17 protein-coding genes and 1 tRNA gene are annotated in these 22,806 nt (G+C 65.7%); 8 read left to right on the top strand and 10 right to left on the bottom strand.

All coding sequences use genetic code 11. The features are described 5' to 3' along the window. The first annotated feature begins 32 nt into the window (after positions 1-32). Positions 33-434 (top strand): RidA family protein, encoded by a 402-nt coding sequence (locus tag M9H71_RS13185; RefSeq protein WP_455405547.1) that lies wholly within the window; start codon positions 33-35, stop codon positions 432-434. Positions 435-524: 90 nt separating this feature from the next. Next, positions 525-728 (top strand): hypothetical protein, encoded by a 204-nt coding sequence (locus tag M9H71_RS13190; protein ID WP_110784352.1) that lies wholly within the window; start codon positions 525-527, stop codon positions 726-728. Positions 729-842: 114 nt separating this feature from the next. On the opposite strand, the gene M9H71_RS13195 is transcribed toward M9H71_RS13190, so the two are convergent. The 5 genes from M9H71_RS13195 to M9H71_RS13215 all read right to left on the bottom strand — a co-directional run bounded on the left by M9H71_RS13195 (position 843) and on the right by M9H71_RS13215 (position 5,389). Continuing rightward, entirely contained in the window at positions 843-1,022 is a 180-nt protein-coding gene (locus M9H71_RS13195) for a light-harvesting protein (protein ID WP_455405439.1), read from the bottom strand. A 25-nt stretch (positions 1,023-1,047) separates the two neighbouring features. Beyond that, positions 1,048-1,191 carry a light-harvesting antenna LH1, beta subunit gene (pufB, locus tag M9H71_RS13200; RefSeq protein WP_011158204.1) on the bottom strand — a complete coding sequence of 48 codons (144 nt, stop codon included), beginning with the start codon at positions 1,189-1,191 and terminating at the stop codon, positions 1,048-1,050. A 362-nt stretch (positions 1,192-1,553) separates the two neighbouring features. Beyond that, positions 1,554-1,629 (bottom strand) — tRNA-Lys (locus M9H71_RS13205). 156 nt (positions 1,630-1,785) lie between these two features. Next, a complete protein-coding gene (locus M9H71_RS13210) occupies positions 1,786-4,620 on the bottom strand; it encodes a glycosyltransferase (RefSeq protein ID WP_455405440.1) in 2,835 nt (944 codons plus the stop codon). 187 nt (positions 4,621-4,807) lie between these two features. After that, a complete protein-coding gene (locus M9H71_RS13215) occupies positions 4,808-5,389 on the bottom strand; it encodes a beta-1-3, beta-1-6-glucan biosynthesis protein (protein ID WP_455405548.1) in 582 nt (193 codons plus the stop codon). 326 nt (positions 5,390-5,715) lie between these two features. Between M9H71_RS13215 and M9H71_RS13220 the strand changes: the two genes are divergently transcribed. Beyond that, positions 5,716-7,287: a glycoside hydrolase family 17 protein gene (locus tag M9H71_RS13220; protein ID WP_455405549.1), complete on the top strand. Its 1,572-nt coding sequence runs from the start codon at positions 5,716-5,718 to the stop codon at positions 7,285-7,287. Here the strand turns inward: M9H71_RS13220 and M9H71_RS13225 are convergent. Further along, the gene (locus tag M9H71_RS13225; protein ID WP_110784284.1) at positions 7,247-7,627 is read right to left on the bottom strand and encodes a hypothetical protein; all 381 of its coding nucleotides are present in this window, start codon (positions 7,625-7,627) and stop codon (positions 7,247-7,249) included. The genes M9H71_RS13220 and M9H71_RS13225 overlap by 41 nt on opposite strands. 72 nt (positions 7,628-7,699) lie before the next feature. Beyond that, complete coding sequence (locus tag M9H71_RS13230) at positions 7,700-9,076, bottom strand: SPOR domain-containing protein (protein WP_455405441.1); 1,377 nt, start codon at positions 9,074-9,076, stop codon at positions 7,700-7,702. A 167-nt stretch (positions 9,077-9,243) separates the two neighbouring features. On the opposite strand from M9H71_RS13230, the gene glmU reads away from it, so the two are divergent. The 3 genes from glmU to M9H71_RS13245 all read left to right on the top strand — a co-directional run bounded on the left by glmU (position 9,244) and on the right by M9H71_RS13245 (position 13,611). Beyond that, positions 9,244-10,602 carry a bifunctional UDP-N-acetylglucosamine diphosphorylase/glucosamine-1-phosphate N-acetyltransferase GlmU gene (gene glmU / locus M9H71_RS13235; protein WP_455405442.1) on the top strand — a complete coding sequence of 453 codons (1,359 nt, stop codon included), beginning with the start codon at positions 9,244-9,246 and terminating at the stop codon, positions 10,600-10,602. Positions 10,603-10,728: 126 nt separating this feature from the next. Beyond that, complete coding sequence (gene glmS, locus M9H71_RS13240) at positions 10,729-12,555, top strand: glutamine--fructose-6-phosphate transaminase (isomerizing) (RefSeq protein ID WP_455405443.1); 1,827 nt, start codon at positions 10,729-10,731, stop codon at positions 12,553-12,555. Between the two features lie 261 nt (positions 12,556-12,816). Then, the gene (locus tag M9H71_RS13245; protein ID WP_455405444.1) at positions 12,817-13,611 is read left to right on the top strand and encodes a DUF502 domain-containing protein; all 795 of its coding nucleotides are present in this window, start codon (positions 12,817-12,819) and stop codon (positions 13,609-13,611) included. A 165-nt stretch (positions 13,612-13,776) separates the two neighbouring features. On the opposite strand, the gene recG is transcribed toward M9H71_RS13245, so the two are convergent. After that, the gene (recG, locus tag M9H71_RS13250; RefSeq protein ID WP_455405445.1) at positions 13,777-15,879 is read right to left on the bottom strand and encodes an ATP-dependent DNA helicase RecG; all 2,103 of its coding nucleotides are present in this window, start codon (positions 15,877-15,879) and stop codon (positions 13,777-13,779) included. Positions 15,880-16,033: 154 nt separating this feature from the next. Here recG and M9H71_RS13255 point away from each other — a divergent pair, with 154 nt between their 5' ends. Together M9H71_RS13255 and mfd are read left to right on the top strand one after the other, a co-directional pair. After that, complete coding sequence (locus M9H71_RS13255; protein WP_455405446.1) at positions 16,034-16,324, top strand: FAD assembly factor SdhE; 291 nt, start codon at positions 16,034-16,036, stop codon at positions 16,322-16,324. Beyond that, the gene (mfd, locus tag M9H71_RS13260; RefSeq protein WP_455405447.1) at positions 16,321-19,839 is read left to right on the top strand and encodes a transcription-repair coupling factor; all 3,519 of its coding nucleotides are present in this window, start codon (positions 16,321-16,323) and stop codon (positions 19,837-19,839) included. Before M9H71_RS13255 ends, mfd begins: the two co-directional genes overlap by 4 nt. A 143-nt stretch (positions 19,840-19,982) precedes the next feature. On the opposite strand, the gene M9H71_RS13265 is transcribed toward mfd, so the two are convergent. Then, a complete protein-coding gene (locus tag M9H71_RS13265; RefSeq protein ID WP_455405448.1) occupies positions 19,983-21,218 on the bottom strand; it encodes a GGDEF domain-containing protein in 1,236 nt (411 codons plus the stop codon). Between the two features lie 50 nt (positions 21,219-21,268). Next, complete coding sequence (locus M9H71_RS13270) at positions 21,269-22,804, bottom strand: AMP-binding protein (RefSeq protein WP_455405449.1); 1,536 nt, start codon at positions 22,802-22,804, stop codon at positions 21,269-21,271. Positions 22,805-22,806 lie beyond the last annotated feature (2 nt).

A 22,806-nucleotide genomic window follows, 5' to 3' on the forward strand; every position in this document is an offset into this window, starting at 1 on the left:
CGAACAAGCCGGTGACCAAGGGAGGATCGACGATGCGGGTGCTGCAACCAGATGGATGGGCCAAGCCGCGGGGCTTTTCGAACGGCGTCGCCTTCAACGGTCCCGGCAAGTGGCTGGTGCTGGCGGGACAGACCGGCACCAACGATCAGGGCGAATACGAATCGGACGATCTCGCAGCGCAGGTCGGCGCGGCGTTGCGGCGCGTGACGCGGCTGCTGGCAGAGGCCGGAGCCGGCCCCGAGCACATCGTGCGGCTGACCTGGTATCTCACCAGCCGCGCCGAATACGAGGCTGCTGGTGCCGGAATCGGTGCGACCTGGAAGGAGACGCTGGGCCGGCACTTTCCGCCGTCGACGCTTCTCTATATCGGCGGGCTGGTCGATCCCCGGGCTAAGGTCGAGCTGGAGGTGACGGCGTTCGTGCCGGCGCGGTAACGCAGCCTGGGCGACTTAGCCTTGCGGATGCTTGCCAGCGCGGCCGGTTTCGGCCAATGAGCCGCGAGCTGTCCTAAGGAGTTTCGTTCGATGACCCAGCGCTCGACCTCGGCCGATTTCGTCACCGCCTTCGCCACCGGCTGGCCGGAGAATCAGCCGGAGGTGATGATCCTGTCGCTGACCACCCAGAAGGGCGTGCAGGACTTTGCCCTGACCAAGGAGCAGGCGCTTCTGGTCGCCAAAACCATCAAGCGCACCGCGACCGCGCTGGCCGCGCCAAAGGCGAGGGCCTGAGCGCACGGCTGCCGGAGGGCATTCAAGGCTCGCCGCGGCTAGCGAGCCCCCAAACGAAAACCGGGCCCCTTTCGGAGCCCGGTTCGGCAATACAGCTCAGAAGAGCAGTATTGATTAGCCGACGTTGACCGACGACTCGATCGCCGCGGCCTTGCCGTTCCAGTACTTCGAGAACCAGGTGGTGTGCGTCAGCACAGCAAAGTGCACCAGGATCGCGATCACGGTGACGCTGCCGAGCAGGAGCGGGAGACCGACGGTCGGCTTCACCACAGTCCAGATACGAGCTTGATTCATATTCTATACTCCTTTGGGCAGCTAATTAGTGCAGCCAGGGCGAGTAAACGTAGGCGAGGAAGTGCGCGACGATCGCGATCGCACCGAAAATGCGGGTGCCGTCGATCACGTGCTTGTGGAGCTCTTCGGACTCCTCGACCGTCAGGCCGGTCAGCGTCTTGTCAGCCATTTTGAGACCTCATAATGGGGTTTCTTGCGCATCGCCGAGCCGCGTTGCGGCCCTCGATGGCGCGCATATTGACCGGCTCCCCCGGACCGAACATTGAGCAGGAACAAATTTTCGTGAGCGCCGCGTGATCCGTTGGTCGTAAGGCAGTCAGGAGGTCTTGTCTCATGCTGCCGGGCGGCTTGGAGGGGTGGGAAACGGCGAGGGAGCGGTGCCGATGCTCCGCATAATCGGTCCGCTTTGGACCGGCGCTGCGACGACAATTGACTCAACGGAGAGGGAGGCAAGGGCGCCCGGCGACTGTTGATGACGACGATGCTCATGGCTGAGCCGTCACGACGTCAAAGAGCTGAACAGAGGACGTATGGTGAGCGCGGAGGGACTCGAACCCTCGACCCCATGATTAAAAGTCACGTGCTCTACCGGCTGAGCTACGCGCTCACGTGAGGCGCTGTGTAGGGGGCGGGGCCGGCGGGGTCAATACCCGCGGAGACCGTAGTCGCCCCCGCTGAAGCCGAATTGGCTTAAGCCCACAGCTATTTATCCCGTCTTCCTCGTGCGAGGAATCAGCTCTCGCCGGCGACGGCGAAAGCGACCTCACGTATCGCGCTGAAGATCGGAGCCGACCTTCTGAGGCGCCGGGATCGGGGTCGGCAGCGCCACCGGGCGCAGACCGATCAATTCGGCGGTTCGCACTGCTGTCGCGGTCCACCAGCCGAACTGGTTGATTCGCGAGTTCTCCAGAATCGCGATCGCCACCGCCGCCAGGAACGGCAGGCTCTGCAGCACCAGCACGCCGGCGAAGATGTAAATCTCGGTGATTTGGATGTTGCTGTTGGAGACCACCAGAATCGCGGCGCCGATCAGCAGCAGCACGCCGATCACGGCCTCCCAGAACGCCTGGAATTCGACCGACATCATCGTCAGGCCGCCCTTGGAGGTGCGGGCGAAGGCGAGGTGCTCGGTGATCAGGCCCTGGGCGACGGCGCGGGACACGGTCCATTGCACCGACATCGCGGCGATCATGGCGCCGAGCATCTGCGGCACCCCGATCTTCACCCGCAGCCGGTACAGCACCAGGAAGTGCGCCAGCGTGACGATGAACGAGGCGATGATCGGCAGGGTCAGGATCTTGTCGGGAATCGCGATGTCGGCGAAGGCGACGATCGGCACCCAGATCAGGTTGAGGATCGCCACCACCACGCCGAGGCTTTCGGCGCCGAGCCAGTTCAGCCAGCCGACGCCGAACTCGCGGCGCTGATCGCGGGAGAGGCGGCTGTTGCCCGGCAGGAACCGGCGCCAGTGCTTCTTGATGATCTGGAAGCCGCCATAGGCCCAGCGATGGCGTTGCTTCTTGAACGCCTCGTAGGTGTCCGGCAGCAGGCCGTAGCCGTAGCGGGTATTGGTGTAGTGGGTGAGCCAGCCATGCTCCATAATCTCGAGGCCGAGATCGGAGTCCTCGCAGATGGTGTCGCTCGACCAGCCGCCGGCCATATCCATCGCGGCGCGCCGGATCAGGCACATCGTGCCGTGCACGATGATGCCGTTGTATTCGTTGCGCTGGACCATGCCGATGTCGAAGAAGCCGGCATATTCGCCGTTCATGATGTAGTGCATCAGCGAGCGATCGCCGTCGCGGTGCTCCTGCGGCGCCTGCACCAGGCCGACGCGCGGGTCGTCGAACGCCGGCACGAGATCCTTCAGCCAATCCGGCGTCACCACATAGTCGGCGTCGATGATGCCAATGATCTCAGCATCGACCGCGGTGCGCTCCATCGCGATTCGCAAAGCGCCGGCCTTGAAGCCTTTGACCTTCTGGGCGTTGATGAACTTGAAGCGCTCGCCGAGTTCGCGGCAGTGTTCCCGGATCGGGTCGGTGAAGGCGGCGTCGGGCGTGTTGTTGATGATCACCACGACTTCGAAGTTCGGGTAGTCGAGCCGCGCCAGCGCATCGAGCGTCTGCTTCAGCATCTCCGGCGGTTCGAAATAGGCCGGGACGTGGATCGACACCTTCGGGACGGAGATCTCCTCGCCCTTGGCGAGCGCGGCGGCGCGCTTGGCTTCCTGGGCGTCGGTGAGGGCACGGGTGATCAGCCGGCGCGGCTTGCGGCCGAAGGCCACGGCCGAGATTTCCTCGATCCGCGCCAGGGCGATCGCAACCAGCGGCACCAGCAGAATGATGCCCAGCGTCAGCGCGAAGGCCGAACCGAACAGGAAATAATGGCCGTTCCAAAAGGCGAACACGGTTGCAGCCCAGGCGCCGGCGCCATGGGCGGCGGCCGATAGCAGCAGCGTCTGCATCGCGGTCGGCGCGGCGAGCTGCAGAATCGGCAGCGACAGCAGGATGCCGACGAGCAGGGCGATGCCCGCGAGCTTCCAGTAATTCGGATCGACCACCGGGCCGGTCCAGGCGAACTTCGGCTGGCGCGAAGCGTCGAGGAAGCCCCAATACGGACCGACGCCGCCTTCGAAGAACTTCCAGGGCTGATCGATCGCTTCAACGATGTTGTATTCCATGCCGATGGCGTCGGCGCGGCTGACGAAGTTGCGCAGCGTCACCGCCTGCTCGAACTGGCCCGGCACGGCGGCCTTGCGGTTATAGCCCGCGCTCGGCCAGCCGAACTCGGCGATGACGATGCGCTTGCCGGGGAAGGCGTCGCGCAGCTTCTGATAGATGATCATCGCCTGATCGACCGCCTGTTTGGCGGAGAAGCCTTCCCAATAGGGCAGGATGTGCGCGGCGATGAAGTCGACCGAGGAGGCGAGCTCGGGATGCTCGAGCCAGATGTTCCAGATTTCGCCCGAGGTGACCGGCGCCTTGACCTGGGACTTCACCCGCTGGATCAGCCGGGTCAGCCGCCGGACGTTATTTTCGGCCGTCGCCCAGCGCACCGCTTCGTCGCGCTTGTCGGCGGGCTGCGCCTCGGCGTCGCGCACCCGCTGGTTTTCTTCGGCGACGAGTCGGTATCGCTCTTCGTCGCTCAGACCGAGATTTTCGAGCGGGATCTGGTCGCCGCGATACACCGTTTCGTTGCCGACCACGACGCCGCTGACATTGGCGTTGTGTTTGGCGAGGTCGATCGCCGACTGGATTTCGCGTTCGTTGCGGGTGACGTCCTTGTCGATCCAGGCGCCGACATTGACCTTGAGGCCGAATTCGTTGGCGATCGGCGGCACCATTTCGGGACCGCCGGTCGACGAATACAGGCGGACCGCGCGCGTCAGCGGTTCCAGCTTTTTCAGGTCTGCGCGGATTCGCTCGGCAGTGGGGAAGTTGTCGACGTCCGGATGTCCGGAGCCATCGAACGGCGCATACGAAACGCTCGGCAGCATGCCGGTGAAATCGGCTGCTTGTTGTTTCTCCCGAAGGAGGCCCCAGAGCCCGGCGTGAGCGGCAGCGACGAGAAACAGAACGACGACGACGACGCGCATCGCGACTAAACCATAAGGGGCCAGGTTGGCAGGTGGACCAACCCGTCCCCGAGGTCCGTCCACAGCATCGGCGCATCACAGTAGCAATGCGTCCCGGGTTCAAGCAACTCGACTGCCCCGATGGCGAATTGAGGGCGTCGGGCTGGCGAACCCGAGAAGATCCCGATCGTTCCCCCGTACCGCGCCGTTATTTCGCTGGCGCGGGAGCCGGAGCCGCCGGTTGCTGGGCCGATCCCTGCGCCGGCTTTGCTGCCGGGCCGGGCTGCGTCGCGGCGGCTGCAGCGGGTTGTTGCTGAGCCGTCGGATTGATCCAGCATGCGTGCACGCGTCCACTGAGGCTGTCGGGGGATTTCGGGTCAATGGGACCCGATCGCACGACACATCTGAACGCGGCCTGAATGTGCCCGGTCGGGCAGCCGAACCGGTCGTACATATCGAGGTGGCGGAACGCGGTGTCGAGGTCGTCTCGCCACATCAGCACCACCACGCGGCGGCCGAGCCAGACGCATTCGGGATTTCCCGCCGGGCCGTTGATGGCCTGCGCCGCCTCGGCGAATTCGTCGGTCTTCTTCTGGCTTTCCTTGAGCGCGTCGGCCGTCGACTGGGGTTGCTGATTGTTACCGGCCGGCGGCGGCTTCTGCGTCTGATCCTGCGCGCGCAGATCGCCGCTCTGGGCAATTGCGCCGCCGACGCCGATCGTCAGGGCAAGACCGCTCACCGCCAGGCAACGCAGCATCGCGTTCTGGAACTCAAGGATAACTCGTCGCATCATGTCCCCGATCTCGTTGCCGGGCCACTGCGGCGCCGGTCCCATCCACCTGATGCCGCTCGAATTCGTCGCCGATAGGGCGTGGCCCTCGGCAGAATCCCATGACGGACATTTTGGATTTTGTCCAGCAATGGCAGTTCGTCCCTGGGGGCATGGCGACCAATTGATGTCCCGGCGACATCCGTGCGGCGCACCCGGGGAGAGGGCGGTGCGCAACCCGGCCTTGGCAGATCGATCGCGAGCGGCTAATCGACGGGACCCTTTTCCAACGGACGGAATCCAAATCCTTGCGCACGCCGCTGCTGTTGATCCCGATCTCGTTGGCCATGATCTTTGGTGTGTGGTGGTGGATCGCCACTCCGATCACGCTCGAACGCGCGCCGATCGAAGCCGGGTCCAAACTGGAATGCGTGTCCTACGCGCCGTTCCGCGGCACGCAGACGCCGCTTGACCCGACCACGCATATCGACGCCGATCAGATCGCGCAGGACATGGCGCAACTCGCCAAGATTTCGAACTGCGTCCGGACCTATTCGATCGACAACGGCCTCGATCAGCTTCCGCCGCTGGCCGCTAAGGTCGGGCTGAAAGTGCTGCAGGGCATCTGGCTGTCCAACGATCGTTCCAAGAACCTGGCGCAGATCGCCACTGCGGTCGGCCTCGCCAAGGCCTATCCGGACGTGATCACCGGGCTGGTGGTCGGCAACGAGGTGCTGCTGCGCGGCGAGATGACCGCTGCGGATTTGGCTGCGACCATTCGGCTGGTGAAGGCGCAGGCCAAGGTGCCGGTCACCTATGCGGACGTCTGGGAATACTGGCTGCGGAACCGCGACATCTACGACGCCGTCGATTTCGTCACGATTCACATTCTTCCATACTGGGAGGACATGCCGGTCCGGGCCCGCTACGCCGCGAACCACGTCGATGCGATCCGCAAGCAGGTCGCGGTAGCGTTTCCACGCAAGGAAATCCTGATCGGCGAGACCGGTTGGCCGAGTGCCGGCCGGATGCGCGAAGGCGCGCTGCCGTCGCGCGCCAATCAGGCGCGGGTGGTGTCGGAGATCCTGACCCTGGCCAAGCGGGAGCATTTCCGGGTTAATCTGATCGAAGCCTACGATCAGCCGTGGAAGCGCAACCTCGAAGGCACTGTCGGTGGTTATTGGGGCCTGATCGACGCCGACAGCCGCGCGTTGAAGTACCCGGCCGGCGAGCCGATCAGCAACTTCCCGCACTGGAAGATTGCCGCAGCGGCCGGCATGGCGTTGAGCATCGTGGTGTTTCTGACGGCGATTCTGACTCTGCGCCGGCGCCCGTGGTCGCCCCGCCTGGTGGCGTGGCTGGCGGTCGGGACCTCTGCCACGGTGGCTGGAATTTTGCTCGGCGTTGCGGTCGACAAGCTGCTGGTCGAGAGCTACGGCATCGGGCGCTGGGCGCAATGGAGCCTGCTGCTGGCGAGCGGCGTTCTGACGCCGATCCTTGCCGCCCATGCGCTGATGTCGGGGCGTTCGATTCCGACCTTCCTCGACCTGTTCGGGCCGCGAGAGGATCGGTCGCGGTCGCTGGCGACCTGGGCGCTCGGCCTCGCTGCGGCAGTAACGGTGCTGATCAGCGCAGAGACCGCGCTCGGCTTCACCTTCGATCCGCGCTACCGGGATTTCCCATTTGCCGCACTGACAATGGCGGTGGTGCCGTTGTTCCTGCTGATGTTGGTCAACCGTCCGCAGCAGGGCACCCGGCCGATCGCCGAAGCCTCGTTCGCCGGGCTGATCGCGGCTTGCGCGCTCTACACGGTCTTCAACGAAGGCCCCAAGAACTGGCAGTCGATGTGGACCTGCGCGGTCTATGCGATGCTTGCGCTCACGCTGTGGCGGGCGCGGGTCGCGCAAACCCCAAAATAAGCAGGCCGATCGCAATTCCCGACAGCGCGATATTGTAGAGCACGATGCCGAAGCCGGCGCAGATCAGTCCGCCGGTCAGCAGCACGATCGACGGCCTGATGAAGTGCAGTGCCGCGATCACCAGCGCGGCGATTCCGAACACCGAGTTCTGGAACAGATACGTCATCAGCATCCGAGATTTGCACAGCATCGACCGCAGTCCGGCGTCGCAGGCCAGCGCAACCGTCGACAGTTCGATCGCGAGATAGCGCAAGTACAGCGCATAGCCGACCGTCGCAAAGCCGACGATCAGCAGGAATTGCACCTGATATGGGGTGAGGCGGAACGGCTTCTTCTTCATGGCGTGATTATGCTGCGCTTCGTTGGGGCGAACAAGCTGGTGCGGCGGTCGTGACAATGACCGCTCGGGCTTTTAGCGGATGCCGAGGATCGATGACAGGGTAGATGGCTGTGGCTGCGGCGGTGCCTCTTGCGGCGGCGCCGGAGCGGGCGGCGGTTCCGACTGCAATGTGACGCGCTCGCGGTGCCGGCGTGTCGGTCGCTTCTGGGCCGGCTGCGGGACGCTGGCTGGAGCGACCATCGGCAGCCGCTGGCCATCGTAAACCGAGGCCTCGCAGGCCCGATCTGCACTGCCGAGTGCTGCGCAGACTTTGGCGGCCGCGGCGGCATCGCTGATCGGACCGGCGACCAGTCGCAATTGGGTAGCGTTGCCGTTTTCCTTGATCATGATGATCGGCTGCAGGCCGTCGAGTGCCTTGTGGGTTTTCGACATCTTGCGCCACAGACCACGCAACCCCTCGACCGTGTTGGCCGAGCCGAGGTCGACGCCGAACTCTGTACGGGAGGCCGGGGTTTCCTGGACAGCTTCAGGGGCAGGGGCAGGGGCGGTTTCCTCGGTTGCCGGCGCCTTGGTCTCCAGCAGCTTTGCCGCGCCGGGATCGGGTGGGGCCAGAATCGATCGTGACGGGATCAGCGGCGTCGTCGAGATCATCGCAGCCGCCGTCTGCGCCGAGGGACGCTGCGGCGGCGCGGGCTCCAGCCGGTGCCTATCGGGCCGAGATTTCTCGTGAGAGTCTTGGGTTATGTGCTTGTCGTCAGGTTCTTTTTTTGCGTCCTGTGGAGCCGCGGGCATCGCTTGAGCCGCATTTGGAATCGACGCCTGCTTGGCGGAGACAGGGGCGACCGCGACTGGAGGCGGCAGTTGCGAGGACGCCGCAGCCGGAGGTGGTTCGATCGCTCCCCATTTTTTGGCAGGAGCGCCGGCGACGTCCGGCTTGGTCTCGACCGCCGCCGTGGTCGGAGGCGCCGGCTTGCCGGGGATCTCCGGCAAGGATGCGGCCGATCCCCACCGATCCATCGGATTGTCGGCCGTGGCAGCCGGCGGATTGCCTTTTCCAGTCTGCACATGCGCAATCGAGCCGGTGACCGAATCCAGCCCCTGTTCGAGAGTTCCGACTCGCGCGTACAGCCGGTCTCGGTCGGTGTTCAGCGTATCGATGGCTGCCGTCAGCCGGCTGTTGGCGGTCTGCGTGTCCTTGGCGAGGCGCTGGATCATCTGCGACTGCTTCGCGACTTCGGCCGCCGCAGTGTGCTCGTGGCGCCGGTCGGCGACGTTTTGGACTGCCATGAATGCCAGCACTACGGCGCCCAGCGAGGCCACCGCCCACGAGCCGAGCCGCCACTTTTCCTGAGGGCCGAGTTCTTCCTCGTCCGCCAGCAGGCGCGTCAGCCAGCCGCCGGTCTCTTCGGTCGCGAAGCTATCTGCCAGATCGTCGGTTTTTCTGGCCATCGGATGGTCTCAAAGCTCGGGGGCGCGCGGCACGAATCAGCTCGCCAACAGTATCAGGGAATTGCCATTTTCAGGTGTGGCGCGGTGACCGCGACGCCGGGAAAGCCGTTTCCACTTCGCCGCAAAACGCTCTATGACGGCCGCTCCAGCAAATGACGGATCTTGGAATGACTGCCAGAACCAGCCTGACGATCGTGCTTGCAGCGGGAGAGGGGACGCGGATGCGATCTTCGCTGCCGAAGGTACTGAATCCCGTCGCCGGACGCTCGCTGCTCGCCCATGTGCTGAGCGCGGCGCCGCACGGGGATCATGATCGGCTGGCGGTTGTGATCGGTCCCGATCATCAGGCGGTCGGCGACGAGGCCAAGCGGGTTCGCGCCGACGCGGCGATCTATGTTCAGGCACAGCGACTCGGCACCGCGCATGCGGTGCTGGCGGCGCGTGAGGCGATCGCCCAAGGCGCCGCCGATTTGTTAATCGCGTTCGGCGATACGCCGCTGATCTCGGCGGAGACCTTCGCGCGTCTGCGCGAGCCGCTGCGCAGCGGCTCGTCGCTGGTGGTGCTGGGTTTCCGCGCCGTCGACCCGACCGGCTACGGGCGGCTGGTGGTCGATGGCGGCAGGCTCATGGCGATCCGCGAGCAGGCCGATGCCAGCGCGGATGAACTCTCGATTACGCTGTGCAATGCCGGCGTGATGGCGATTGACGGTAAGATCGCGCTCGACGTGCTCGACAAGATCGGGAACGCCAATGCCAAGAGCGAATACTATCTCACCGATGCGGTCGGGATCGTCCGCGACCTCGGTCTGACCGCGAGCGTGATCGAGACCAGCGAAGACGAGGTTCGCGGGATCAACACCAAGGCGCAGCTCGCCGAGGCCGAGACCGTGATGCAGACCCGCCTTCGTCAGGCCGCCATGGCCTCGGGCGTCACGCTGATCGCGCCGGATAGCGTTTACCTCGCTGCCGATACGACGTTCGGCAAGGACGTGGTGATCGAGCCGTTCGTGGTGATCGGCCCCGGCGTGTCGATCGCTGATGGCGCGGTGATCCATTCGTTCTCGCACCTTGCCGAGGCGAAGATTGGCGCCAAGGCGCAGGTCGGGCCCTATGCGCGATTGCGACCGGGTACGTCGCTCGGCGACGGCGCTAAGATCGGAAATTTCGTCGAGACCAAAGCCGCGCAGATCGACGCCGGTGCCAAGGTCAATCATCTGACCTACATCGGCGACGCACACATCGGCGCGTCCGCCAATATCGGCGCCGGGACCATTACCTGCAATTACGACGGTTTCGACAAGCACAAGACCGAGATCGGTGCCGGCGCGTTCATCGGCTCGAATTCGTCGCTGGTCGCTCCGGTCAAGATCGGCACCGGCGCCTATGTCGGCTCCGGCTCGGTGATCACCAAGGACGTACCGGACGACGCGCTGGCGGTCGAGCGCAACGTGCAGACCGCCAAGGACGGCTGGGCCAAGCGCTTCCGGGACGCCAAGTCGCGCCATCGCAAGCCGAAGGGGCATTGACGCCGCCGGTTTGGTTTAACTTTGTGTCAAATCGCAATAATTGTTGACTACCAAGGCTTTCGCAGAAGCCGCTAGAAGTCGGGAGCGCCGACGGGTCGTCCGGCGAACTGGGGATCATTCAACCGCATGTGCGGCATCATCGGAATTCTGGGACGTGGACCGGTTGCCGAGCAACTGGTCGATTCGCTGAAGCGGCTCGAGTACCGCGGCTATGACTCGGCCGGCGTCGCAACGCTCGAAGGCGGTGAGCTCGTGCGCCGCCGGGCAGAAGGCAAATTGAAGAATCTCGAGGCGGTGCTGAAGCGGCAACCGCTCGCTGGGCACGTCGGTATCGGTCACACCCGCTGGGCAACGCACGGCAAGCCGAACGAAGCCAATGCGCATCCGCACGCGGCGTCCGGCGTCGCGGTCGTGCATAACGGCATCATCGAGAACTTCCGTGAGTTGCGCGATGAGCTCGAGGGCGGCGGTGCGACCTTCGCCAGCGAGACCGACACTGAAGTGGTGGCGCATCTGGTCAATTCGTTTCTGGTCAAGGGGCTGTCGCCACAGGACGCGGTGAAGGCGGCGCTGCCGCGGCTGCGCGGCGCCTTCGCACTGGCGTTCGTGTTCAAGGGGCACGACGATCTGATGATCGGCGCCCGCAAGGGATCGCCGCTCGCGATCGGCTATGGCGACGGCGAGATGTATCTCGGCTCGGACGCGATCGCGCTGGCCCCGCTCACCGACGACATCAGCTATCTCGACGACGGTGACTGGGTGGTGCTGACCCGCACCAGCGCCGAAGTCCGCGACACCAAGGGTGACGTCGTCAAGCGCGAGGTGATGAAATCGGGGGCGTCTTCGTTCGTCGTCGACAAGGCGAACTATCGCCACTTCATGGCCAAGGAGATCCACGAGCAGCCGGAAGTCGTCGGCCACACCCTGGCTCGCTATCTCGATATGGCGAGCGAGCGGATTGCGCTGCCGATGAAGCTGCCGTTCGACTTCAAAGACGTCCAGCAGCTGTCGATTACCGCCTGCGGGACCGCGAACTACGCAGGCTACGTCGCCAAATACTGGTTCGAACGCTTCGCAAGGCTGCCGGTCGAAATCGATATCGCGTCAGAATTTCGCTACCGCGAAGCGCCGCTGCGCAAGGGCGATCTGGCGATCTTCATTTCGCAGTCGGGCGAGACCGCCGACACGCTCGCGGCGCTGCGCTACGCCAAGGAGCAGGGGCTGCACACGCTGTCGGTCGTCAATGTGCCGACATCGACCATCGCCCGCGAAAGCGAGGTGGTGATGCCGACCCTGGCCGGCCCCGAGATCGGCGTCGCGTCAACGAAGGCGTTCACCTGCCAGCTCACGGCGCTGGCAGCGCTGGCGATTGCGGCCGGCCGGGCACGCGGCACCCTGACCGACGCCGACGAGGCCAGGCTGGTGCATGGCCTGATCGAATTGCCGAGGCTGATGGCGGCGGCGCTGACGCACGAGCCACAGATCGAGCGGCTGGCACGCGACATCGCCAAGGCGCAGGACGTGCTCTATCTCGGCCGCGGCACCTCCTATCCGCTGGCGCTCGAAGGCGCGCTGAAGCTGAAGGAAATCTCCTACATCCACGCCGAGGGTTACGCCGCCGGCGAACTGAAGCACGGCCCGATCGCGCTGATCGACGAGAAGATGCCGGTCGTGGTGATCGCGCCTTACGACCGGGTGTTCGAGAAGACCGTCTCCAATATGCAGGAAGTGGCGGCCCGCGGCGGACGGATCATCCTGGTGACCGATGCCAAGGGCGCCGAGGAAGCCACGGTCGACTCGATGGTGACGATCATGATGCCGGATATGGCATCGGCGTTCACCCCGATGGTCTATGCCATCCCGGTGCAATTGCTCGCCTACCACACTGCCGTTGTGATGGGCACAGACGTCGACCAGCCGCGCAATCTGGCGAAGTCGGTGACGGTGGAATAGGGCGTTCGCGCCTGCGGGCGCGTCTTCGACGACACGGGCGCGGGCGACATCCGGCAAGATGTCGCGCCGGGCGGCCTGCCGACAATGGCCGGTTGTTGACGGCGGGCAGAACCCTTATATCTGCGGCGTTGGCAGAACGCCGAAGTGCCGCGATCGAGCTTGGCCGGGTCGGATCGATCGCTTATCCCCAGGGCGGACTGCTACAGAGACACTCGCGTCGGGCCTTGGCCACGACATCCGTAGCACCGACCTGGACTGTAGATGACCGACCAGCTTCCGACCCCAACCGGTGATCTCCCGCCGGACCCGCCACGCGGCGTGATGGGGCGTCTCCGCAATTACTTCCTGACAGGCCTGATCGTCGCCGGCCCGGTTGCAATCACCTTCTATCTGACGTGGTGGTTCGTGAATTGGGTCGACGGCTTCGTGCGTCCTCTGGTTCCACCGGATTACCGTCCCGAGACCTATCTGCCGTTCGCGGTGCCTGGCTCCGGTCTGGTGGTCGCGTTCGTCGCCTTGACCTTGCTCGGCTTCCTCACCGCCAACCTGATCGGTCGCAGCCTGGTCGATCTCGGCGAACGCCTGCTCGGCCGGATGCCGGTGGTACGGGCGATCTATCGCGGCCTCAAGCAGGTGTTCGAGACGCTGTTCTCGGGCAATGGCAACAGCCTGCGCAAGGTCGGGCTGGTCGAGTTTCCGTCACCTGGTATGTGGTCGATCGTGCTGATTTCACTGCCACCGAATCAGGAAGTCGCGACCAAGATTCCGAGCCAGGACGAGCACATCTCGGTATTCCTGCCGTGCGCGCCGAACCCGACCACCGGCTTCTTCTTCTACGTGCCGAAGAACAATGTCATCCCGGTCGACATGAGCGCCGAGGAAGCCGCGACGCTGATCATGTCGGCTGGCGTCGTGCAGCCGGGCTCCGATCCGCAGAAGAAGATCGCGGCGCTGGCGGCGACTGCGCTCGCGGCCAAGAAGGTCCGCGAACCCGGCGAGCCCGAATCGGCGTTCTCGCGCCGCCGCGTGACCAAGGCTCCCGACAAGGTCGATTAGTTCGGCCACGGTGCGGCTGAGGCCGTTCGTCATCATCATTCACGTTCGTCATTCCGGGGCGCCGCGCAGCGGCGAACCCGGAATCTCGCAGCGTTGTGCGACAGCGTTTCAACAATCTCTGGATTCCCGGTTCGCGCTGCGCGCGCCCCGGAATGACCATCACTTCTAACCCGCGCCGAGCAGCGGGATCGCTTCGTCGCGTTCGTAGAGATACAACAGGCAGCGCAGCGCCTCGCCGGAGGGGCCTTCGAGCTTCGGATTGTCTTTCAGGATCCGCAGCGCTTCGTCGCGCGCCTGGGTGATGAGCTGGGCGTGAACTTCTGAGCGTGCGATCCGGTAGCCGGGCAAACCGCTCTGCCTTGTGCCGAGTACGTCGCCTTCGCCGCGTAGCTTCAGGTCTTCCTCGGCGATCCGGAAGCCGACGGTGGTGTCGCGGATCACCCGCAAGCGTGCCCCCGAAAGTTCACCCAGCGGCTCGCGATACAGCAGCAGGCAGGTCGAGGCTTCGCTGCCGCGACCGATCCGCCCGCGTAGCTGATGCAGTTGCGCGAGCCCGAATCGTTCGGCGTTTTCGATCACCATGATGGTGGCTTCGGGCACGTCGACGCCGACTTCGACCACCGTGGTGGCGACCAGCACGCTGATCTCGCCGCGCGCGAACTGGCCCATCACCTGGTCCTTGTCGCTGCCGCGCATCCGCCCATGGACCAAGCCGACCTGATGATCGCCGAAGCGCTGCCGCAGCGACTCGAAGCGTTGCTCGGCATCGGTGAGTTTGACGTTCTCGGATTCCTCCACCAACGGGCAGATCCAGTACACCCGCTTGCCGGCGGCGACCGCGCGGCCGATCCCGTCGATTACCTCCGGCAGCCGCGTATCGGACAGCGTCCGGGTGTCGATCGGTTGGCGGCCGGCGGGCTTCTCGCGCAGTTCCGAGACGTCCATGTCGCCGAAATAGGTCAGCACCAGCGTGCGCGGGATTGGCGTAGCGCTGAGCACCAGCACGTCGACATCGGCGCCCTTGCTGGTCAGCGCCAGGCGCTCGCGCACGCCGAAACGGTGCTGCTCGTCGACGACCGCCAGCGCCAGCGATTTGTAGATCACGTCGTCCTGGATCAGCGCGTGAGTGCCGACCAGAAAATCGATCTCGCCGGCGGCGAGCCGCTCCAGGATCTCGCGGCGTTCCTTGCCTTTCTCGCGGCCGGTCAGGATCGCGACCTGCATCCCGGCGCGTTCGGCCAGCGGCGCGATGGTTTTGATGTGCTGACGGGCGAGGATTTCGGTCGGCGCCATTAGTGCCGCCTGCTTGCCGGCTTCTGCGACCGCCGCTGCGGCCAGCAGCGCCACCACGGTCTTGCCGCTTCCGACGTCGCCCTGCAGCAGTCGTAGCATCCGCACCGGCTGGAGCAGATCTTCGGCGATCGCCGCGGCGGCCTGCTGCTGCGAGTTGGTGAGCGCATAGGGCAGCGCGTCGATGATCTTGTGGCGTAGCCGTCCATCGCCGGCGTTGCGGCTGCCGGCCGGCCGCCGAAGCTGCGCCCGCACCAGCGCCAGGGCGAGCTGCCCGGCGAGCAGTTCGTCATAGGCAAGGCGCGACCAATACGGCCCGTCCGGCAGAATGTCGGTCGGCTGATCCGGGATGTGGACGTGGTTCAGCGCTTCGGCGAACGACGGAAACCGGCAGCGCCGCAGCACCTCGGGGCTGATCCATTCGGGCAGCGCCGGCAGCTTGTTCAACGCCTGCGCCACCGCCCGGCGCAGCGAGCCGATCGCCAGCCCCTCGGTCAGCGGATACACCGGATCGATCTGCGGCAACTTGGCGAAGCCTTCCTCGTCGACGACTCGGTCCGGATGCACGATCTGCAGCGTGCCGTCGTAGAGCTGACCGGTGCCGGAGACGTAGCGCTTGGCGCCGACCGGGAGCAGCTTCTGCACATAGTCCGGCTTGGCGCGGAAGAAGGTCAGCACCACGTCGCCGGTGTCGTCGCTGGCATAGACCAGATAAGGCGCGCGCGAGCGGCCCGGGGGCGGCGCGCGGTGGCGATCGACCGTGACCTCCAGCGTCACCACCGTGCCCGGCACCGCGTCGCGAATCTTCGGCCGGGCACGCCGGTCGATCACGCTGGTCGGCAGATGCAGCAGCAGGTCGGCGAGCCGCGGGGTGTCGTCGCGGTCGAGCAGATAGCGGAACAGCTTGTCCTGCTTCGGTCCGACGCCGGAAAGGCTGGTGACCAGTGCGAACAGCGGGTTGAGCAGTGCAGGGCGCATCGAACCAAGGCGGGGTGGATGGGCGATGCTCGCAGGGTTGGCCGCATTTTGCGGCGATTGCAATGCGTCCGTGCGGGCTGACAGCGCCGATGCCGACCGCTATACCAACCCCGCCCGGCACGTCCGGGCTTTTGGCGTTGAGGTGGATTTCGATATGACGGGAACGACACGGTCGAGCGGCGGGCTCGACGACCGCCGCAAGCGGCTTCTGTTCCGCTGCTGGCATCGCGGCACACGCGAGATGGATCTGATTCTCGGCCAGTTCGCAGACGCCGAGATCGGCACGCTTTTGGAGGCGGAGCTCGACGAGCTGGAACGGCTGATCGAGGTCAACGACCACGATCTCTACGCCGCAGTCGCCGGCGGCGACACGCTGCCGGCCGAATTCAAGGGCGGTCTGTTCGAACGGATCAAGACCTACGGCCATCAGGACGGCGCCGTATGAAGACTCCGAGCAGGTCGCCGGCGGAGCAGCTTGCGCCCGGCAAGGCGCTGACCTTCGCCAACGTCGCCGAGGGGGCCGAGGGGCTGATCGTGGCCGATCTGGCTCGCGCGGTCGCGGCCAAGCCGAAGGCGCCCGCGGTGAGTTTGGCGGTGATCTGCCGCGACGGCCCGCGGATGCAGCAGCTTGCGCGCAGCCTGGAGTTCTTCGCGCCCGATCTCGACGTGTTGCAATTCCCGGCCTGGGACTGCCAGCCTTATGATCGCGTCTCGCCGCATGCCGGCATTCTGGCGCAGCGTGTCACGACGCTGGCGAAGCTGTCGCGGCTGACCGGCAGCGACAAACCGCTGATCGTCCTGACCACGGTCAACGCCGCCGTGCAGCGGGTGCCGGTGCGCGAGATCGTCGCTGCGCAGGCGCTGTCGGTGGCGCCCGGCAACGTCGTGCCGATGGATTCGATCGTCGCCTGGCTGGAGCACAACGGTTACAGCCGCGCCTCGACGGTGCGCGAGGCCGGCGAATATGCGGTGCGCGGCGGCATTCTCGACCTATTTCCCGCCGGCCTCGATCAGCCGGTGCGATTCGATTTCTTCGGCGACCAGCTCGAATCGATCCGCACTTTCGATGCCGAGACCCAGCGCACGCTGCACACCATGCGCGGCCTGGATTTGGTGCCGGTGTCCGAGTTCCAGCTCGTCACCGAAACCATCCGCCGCTTCCGCATGGGCTACGTCGCCGCCTTCGGCGCACCGCATCCGGACGATCAGCTCTATGCCGGCGTCAGCGAAGGCCGCCGTCATCCCGGCATGGAGCACTGGCTGCCGCTGTTCCAGGAGCGGTTGGATACGCTGTTCGACTATCTGAAGGGGACGCCGGTCGCGATCGAGCCGCAGAGCGAAGATGCCGCGCGCGAGCGCTTCACGCAGATCGCCGACTACTACGATGCCCGCCGCGAAGCGATGGATCAGCCCGGCTCCGGGGCGATCTACAAACCGCTGCCGCCGGACCAACTCTACCTCACCGACAGCGAATGGACCGCGCGGCTGGAAGGCGTGCCGCTGGCGCGGCTGACGCCGTTCGCGCTGCCGGAAGACACCAGCAACGTCATCGACGCCGGCGCCCGGGCCGGGCGCAACTTCGCGCCGGAGCGGGCGGACGGCAACGTCAATGTGTTCGAGACACTGGTCGCGCACGTCTATGCGCTGCAGGCGGTGCGCAAGAAGGTGGTGATCGCGCTGTGGAGCGAAGGCTCGCGCGACCGCATGGCGAGCATGCTGAAGGACCACAAGCTGGTCGCGCTCACCAGCGTCAATTCCTGGCGCACCGTGCAGGCGACGCCGCGCAACGAAACCATGCTGGCGGTGGTGGGGCTGGAGTCCGGCTTCGAAACCGATGCGTTCGCGGTGATCACCGAACAGGACGTGCTCGGCGACCGCTTGGTGCGGCAGCGCAAGGCCAGCAAGAAGCTCGACAACTTCATCTCCGAGGTCACCAGCCTGTCGACCGGTGATATCGTCGTGCATGTCGAGCACGGCATCGGCCGCTTCGTCGGCTTGCAGACGCTCCAGGTCGGCGGCGCGCCGCACGACTGCGTCGAGCTGCATTATGCGAACGAAACCAAGCTGTTTCTGCCGGTCGAGAACATCGAACTGCTGTCGCGCTATGGCTCGGATGGCACCACGGTCGAACTCGACAAGCTCGGCGGCTCGGGTTGGCAGGCGCGCAAGGCCAAGCTGAAGAACCGCATCCGGCAGATCGCCGGAGAACTGATCAAGGTCGCGGCCGAACGGCACTTGCGCGAGGCGCCGAAGCTGCCGATCCAGCCGCAGCTCTACGACGAATTCTGTGCGCGCTTCCCCTACGACGAAACCGAGGATCAGCTCGCCGCCATAAACGCCGCGCTCGGCGATCTGGAGAAGGGCACGCCGATGGACCGCCTGGTCTGCGGCGACGTCGGTTTCGGCAAGACCGAGGTGGCGCTGCGTGCAGCGTTTGCGGTGGCGCTCGACGGCAAGCAGGTGGCGGTCGTGGTCCCGACCACGCTGTTGGCGCGGCAGCACGCCAAGACCTTCACCGAGCGCTTCCGCGGTTTCCCGGTGCATGTCGGCCAAGCCTCGCGGCTGGTTTCGACCAAGGAGCTGTCGCAGGTCAAGAAGGGCATCGCGGACGGCACGCTCGACATCGTCGTCGGCACTCACGCGCTGCTCGGCAAGTCGATCAAGTTCAAGGATCTCGGCCTCGTCATCGTCGACGAGGAGCAGCACTTCGGCGTCACCCACAAGGAGAAGCTGAAGCAGCTTCGCTCCGAGGTCCATGTGCTGACGCTGAGCGCGACGCCGATCCCGCGCACGCTGCAACTCGCGATGACCGGCGTGCGCGACCTGTCGATTATTGCTTCGCCGCCGGTCGATCGCCTCGCGGTGCGAACCTTCGTGGCGCCGCACGATCCGCTGATGATCCGCGAGGCCCTGCTGCGCGAGCGCTATCGCGGCGGCCAGGCGTTCTACGTCGTGCCGCGGATCGACGACCTCGCTGAAGTGAAGGACTTCCTCGACAAGCATGTGCCGGAGATGAAGGTCGCGGTGGCGCACGGCCAGATGCCGCCAGCGGTGATCGAGGACATCATGTCGGCGTTCTATGACGGCAAGTTCGACATCCTGCTGTCGACCACGATCGTCGAATCCGGCCTCGACATCCCCAACGCCAATACGCTGATCGTGCATCGGGCCGATATGTTCGGCCTGGCGCAATTGTATCAGCTCCGCGGCCGCGTCGGCCGGTCGAAGCTGCGCGCCTACGCGCTGTTCACGCTGCCGCAGCACAACATCACCGCGCAGGCGGAGCGACGGCTGAAAGTGCTGCAATCGCTGGAGACGCTGGGAGCCGGCTTCCAGCTCGCCTCGCACGACCTCGATATCCGCGGCGCCGGCAATCTGCTCGGCGAGGAACAGTCCGGCCACATCAAGGAAGTCGGCTTCGAGCTGTATCAGCAGATGCTGGAGGAGGCGATCACCAACCTCAAGGCCGGCATTGTCGACGAACCGGTCGCCGATCGCTGGTCACCGCAGATCACCATCGGCATGCCGGTGCTGATCCCGGACGACTTCGTCGCCGACCTTTCGGTGCGGCTGTCGCTGTATCGGCGGCTCGCCGATCTCGATACCGACGAAGAGATCGACAATTTCGCCGCCGAGCTGCGCGACCGCTTCGGGCCGCTGCCGGACGAGGTGCGCTACCTGTTCAAGGTGGCGGCGATCAAGGCGTATTGCCGTCGCGCCAATGTCGAGAAGGTTGACGCCGGCCCGAAGGGCGTGGTCATCACCTTCCGCGACAACGCCTTCGCGCAGCCGGACAAGCTGGTGTTCTTCATCAAGCGCCACGGCGAAGCCGCCAAGGTGCGGCCCGACATGAAGGTGGTGTTCTTCCAAGTCTGGAAGACGCCGGAAGAGCGACTGATGGGAACGACCGACATCCTCAAGCAGCTCGCGGACCTCGCCGAGAACCGCAAGGCGGCGTAATCTTTCGTCGGCGTCCGTAGATCTTCGCAGCCGTCATTGCGAGGAGGCGAATCCGACGAAGCAATCCAGAGACTATGTATGGAGCCTCTGGATTGCTTCGCCTTCGGTTCGCAATGACGGAGATCGCGATCAGCGCGAAGCTCTCACGATGCCGCGCGGCGGCGGTCCTGCTGAACGACGCGGGTCAGGATCGCGCGGGCGGACTCGTCCGGCATTAGCGTGGCGACGCTGACATCGGGATCGATCCGGGCCTCGCGCCGGGCGCTGTGGGCGGTCTGCCTGATCACGCTGCTGAGCCGCCGCGCGATCGCCTGGGCGTTGCGCAGGTCGGTCGCTGCGAACACCACCAGCAGCGTGCCGTCGGTCTGCAGCGTGCCGAAGTCCATCTTGCGCATCAGCCGGCTGACGATCCGGGCGGCGTCGTTCAATGCGCGCCGATCGGCGCGATGGAGGACGAAACGGGCGACCGACAGTCCTTCGCGGCGGGTCTGCGCTTGATACACGGCCGTCGCAAAGTCGCGTTCGAACGCGGCCTCGGTGAGCAGGCCGGTGCTGGGATCGAGCAGCCCGCCGGCGTCGAGCGAGGCAAGGGTGCGGGTGAGGCGGGCCTCGAAGGCATGCTGGCGCACCAGCGGCAGCACCGTGCCGACGATTCCATCCGGATCGCCATCGACGAATTCGAGGTTGGGCAGCTCGTAGCTGTGCTGTGCAGCCGCAACGCCGGCCACGATCGGCAGGTTCCTGAATCGGGTATCTTCGGACAGCACAGTGAGAAATGCATCGACGACGCGCGGGCTGAAGCCTTCCGCCAGCACGATGCCGTCGAGATCGCGGGCGTTGAGGTGCTTGGCGGCAGCTTCGATCGACAGCGCGCCGACAACGCCGACGCGTTCGCCGAGCGCGACCGAGAGCGCCGGATAGGCGGAGCCGCGGCCGATCAGCAAAACGGTGGCGTCCTGTAGCGGGTCGCTTTCGGACAGTTCGGCGAGACTGCTCGGATCTGCCAGGCGGCGCATCGCGGTCGCGTGCAGCGTCCGCACCCGCAAGGCGGCGCGCAGCCGCGGCGCGAGCCGGACCAGCTCGGCCGCATCGGCACGGAACGGAATCGCGTTGTCGGGGAGGAGGTCGCTATCCGGTCCGATCACAATCAGCGGCACGTAAGGCTGCAGCAAGGCGATCTGGCGGGACAGAGGCTTCAGCGGGGCGGCAGGCACGCCGCTATCGACCACCACAGCCGACGGTCGCAGCCGACCGATCGCTTCGCCAGCCTCCGGCCACGACGAGGCCAGCACGGCGGACAGTCCGGCGTCCGTCAGTGCGGCGAGAGTCGGCGAGCTTTCGTGGTTGGATACGACGAGGATAGGCGCGTGGTACGACATTCCTAGAACGGCTCCCGCGATCGAGGCGGAAAACCGTAAGCCGTCCGCTGTTAATGCGGCGTCAACGTCGATGTGCGGTTTTCATCGACCTTTGGGGCGTCCCTGAAGGCTTCGACCATCAAAGGGTTTAGGCCGAGTTCTGAAAGTGCTTCACGAGCTCTGGAATTGTCCTGCGCGCGGCCGGCGAGCCGATAGCCGCTGAGACGATCCGGCAGCGCTGTCAGCAGCGCTCCCTGGCCGAGTCGCTTTGCCCATTCCTGCAGATCCTGCGCCAGGAATCGATAGCCGCCGACCGCCATGACCCCAGCCGGCGGTGCTGTGATGCACACTGCGCCGGTCGCCCGATCGAGCCGGGCCGCGTAGCCGGTGTCGACGAAGTCCGGCGGCGGTGCCATCGGGATCGTGCTGTTCAATGGTGGCATCGGCGCATAGGCTGCGAGGGTCACCATCGGGCCGCGGAGCCCGAGCGTGCCTTTGGGGGTGATCAGGAGCTCGCCCGCGGTCGAGCCGCCGGCGTGGTCGCGTGGGGCGGTGTGCGGTCCCGGCATGATGGTCGCCGGTGTGCCGTCCGCCGTGCGCTGAGCGCCGAACAGGCCGGCTTCGCCAAACAGATAGATATCGGTGAACTTCGCCGGCGTGCCCGCCCAGCCCGGGCTTGAGGCGACCTGTTCGGGCGCCCGCCACAGCCCGACCACGCTCCGCAGCGATGGAGCCTGTGCCGAAAGGCCGGCCTCGCCAAGCCGAAGGGCGAGCGGCGCGGGCGCGACCAGCGCCTGACAGCCGAGCTCGACCACTTGACGTTCCAGCACCGTGTCGTCGAACGGATGGTGCAGTGCCAGCGTCCCGCCGCTCAGCAGCCACGTCACCATCGACGAAGCGAGCCCGGCGAACGAAGCCGGCGCCTGGGCCGACAGCATCACGGCGCCTTGCGGAATCCCGCTTTCCAGGAAGACCACCAGCCCGCCGGCGATCAGATGCAGATGGCTGCGCGGAATCGCGCGGACGCCGTCGCCGGTGGTGTCGAATGAGATGATCGCCGCGCGGCGGGCCTCCTGCTGTCCGGGAGCCGGCGGCAACGCGGTGGTATCGGCCATGGCGGCGTCGAGCGAGGCCATGCCTTCCGGCAGATCGTCGCCGAAGCCGCAGACGTGACGGATCGAGAATGCTTCCGCTGCCGCGTTCATCGCAAGGTCGGAATGGCTGACGCCATCGATCCAGCGCGTCGACACGATGGCCCGCGCGCCGGTGCGATTGAGCGCGGCGGTGAGGTCGGCATGGCGCCAGAGCTGCGGCAGCAACGCCACCACGAGGCCAGCACGATGCGCCGCCAGCACCGTCAGTGGAAACTCGATGGTGTTCGGCAGTTGCACCGCAATCACCGAATTGCTCGGCAGGCCGGCGGTCACGAAATGCGCGGCAAGCGCCGAGATCGCGCGGTCGGCCTCGGCGTAGGTCATGCGCCGCGGCGGCTGGCCGGTGATGCGCTGCTTGTCCGGCGGATCGATCAGCGCGACCGCATCGGGTTGCCGCGCCAGGGTGCGGCGAAACAGTCCGTCGAGCGTCGGCGAGGTGTTGGGCTGGCTCACGG

It is taken from the genome of Rhodopseudomonas parapalustris, assembly GCF_053772255.1.

Coding starts and splice junctions, on each gene's coding strand:
- M9H71_RS13185 (WP_455405547.1), top strand. CDS start 33: ATGCGGGTGCTGCAACCAGATGGATGGGCCAAGCCGCGGGGCTTTTCG.
- glmU (WP_455405442.1), top strand. CDS start 9,244: ATGACTGCCAGAACCAGCCTGACGATCGTGCTTGCAGCGGGAGAGGGG.
- M9H71_RS13245 (WP_455405444.1), top strand. CDS start 12,817: ATGACCGACCAGCTTCCGACCCCAACCGGTGATCTCCCGCCGGACCCG.
- M9H71_RS13255 (WP_455405446.1), top strand. CDS start 16,034: ATGACGGGAACGACACGGTCGAGCGGCGGGCTCGACGACCGCCGCAAG.
- recG (WP_455405445.1), bottom strand. CDS start 15,879: ATGCGCCCTGCACTGCTCAACCCGCTGTTCGCACTGGTCACCAGCCTT.
- M9H71_RS13215 (WP_455405548.1), bottom strand. CDS start 5,389: ATGCGACGAGTTATCCTTGAGTTCCAGAACGCGATGCTGCGTTGCCTG.
- M9H71_RS13220 (WP_455405549.1), top strand. CDS start 5,716: ATGATCTTTGGTGTGTGGTGGTGGATCGCCACTCCGATCACGCTCGAA.
- M9H71_RS13190 (WP_110784352.1), top strand. CDS start 525: ATGACCCAGCGCTCGACCTCGGCCGATTTCGTCACCGCCTTCGCCACC.
- glmS (WP_455405443.1), top strand. CDS start 10,729: ATGTGCGGCATCATCGGAATTCTGGGACGTGGACCGGTTGCCGAGCAA.
- mfd (WP_455405447.1), top strand. CDS start 16,321: ATGAAGACTCCGAGCAGGTCGCCGGCGGAGCAGCTTGCGCCCGGCAAG.
- M9H71_RS13210 (WP_455405440.1), bottom strand. CDS start 4,620: ATGCGCGTCGTCGTCGTCGTTCTGTTTCTCGTCGCTGCCGCTCACGCC.
- M9H71_RS13230 (WP_455405441.1), bottom strand. CDS start 9,076: ATGGCCAGAAAAACCGACGATCTGGCAGATAGCTTCGCGACCGAAGAG.
- M9H71_RS13265 (WP_455405448.1), bottom strand. CDS start 21,218: ATGTCGTACCACGCGCCTATCCTCGTCGTATCCAACCACGAAAGCTCG.
- M9H71_RS13225 (WP_110784284.1), bottom strand. CDS start 7,627: ATGAAGAAGAAGCCGTTCCGCCTCACCCCATATCAGGTGCAATTCCTG.
- pufB (WP_011158204.1), bottom strand. CDS start 1,191: ATGGCTGACAAGACGCTGACCGGCCTGACGGTCGAGGAGTCCGAAGAG.
- M9H71_RS13195 (WP_455405439.1), bottom strand. CDS start 1,022: ATGAATCAAGCTCGTATCTGGACTGTGGTGAAGCCGACCGTCGGTCTC.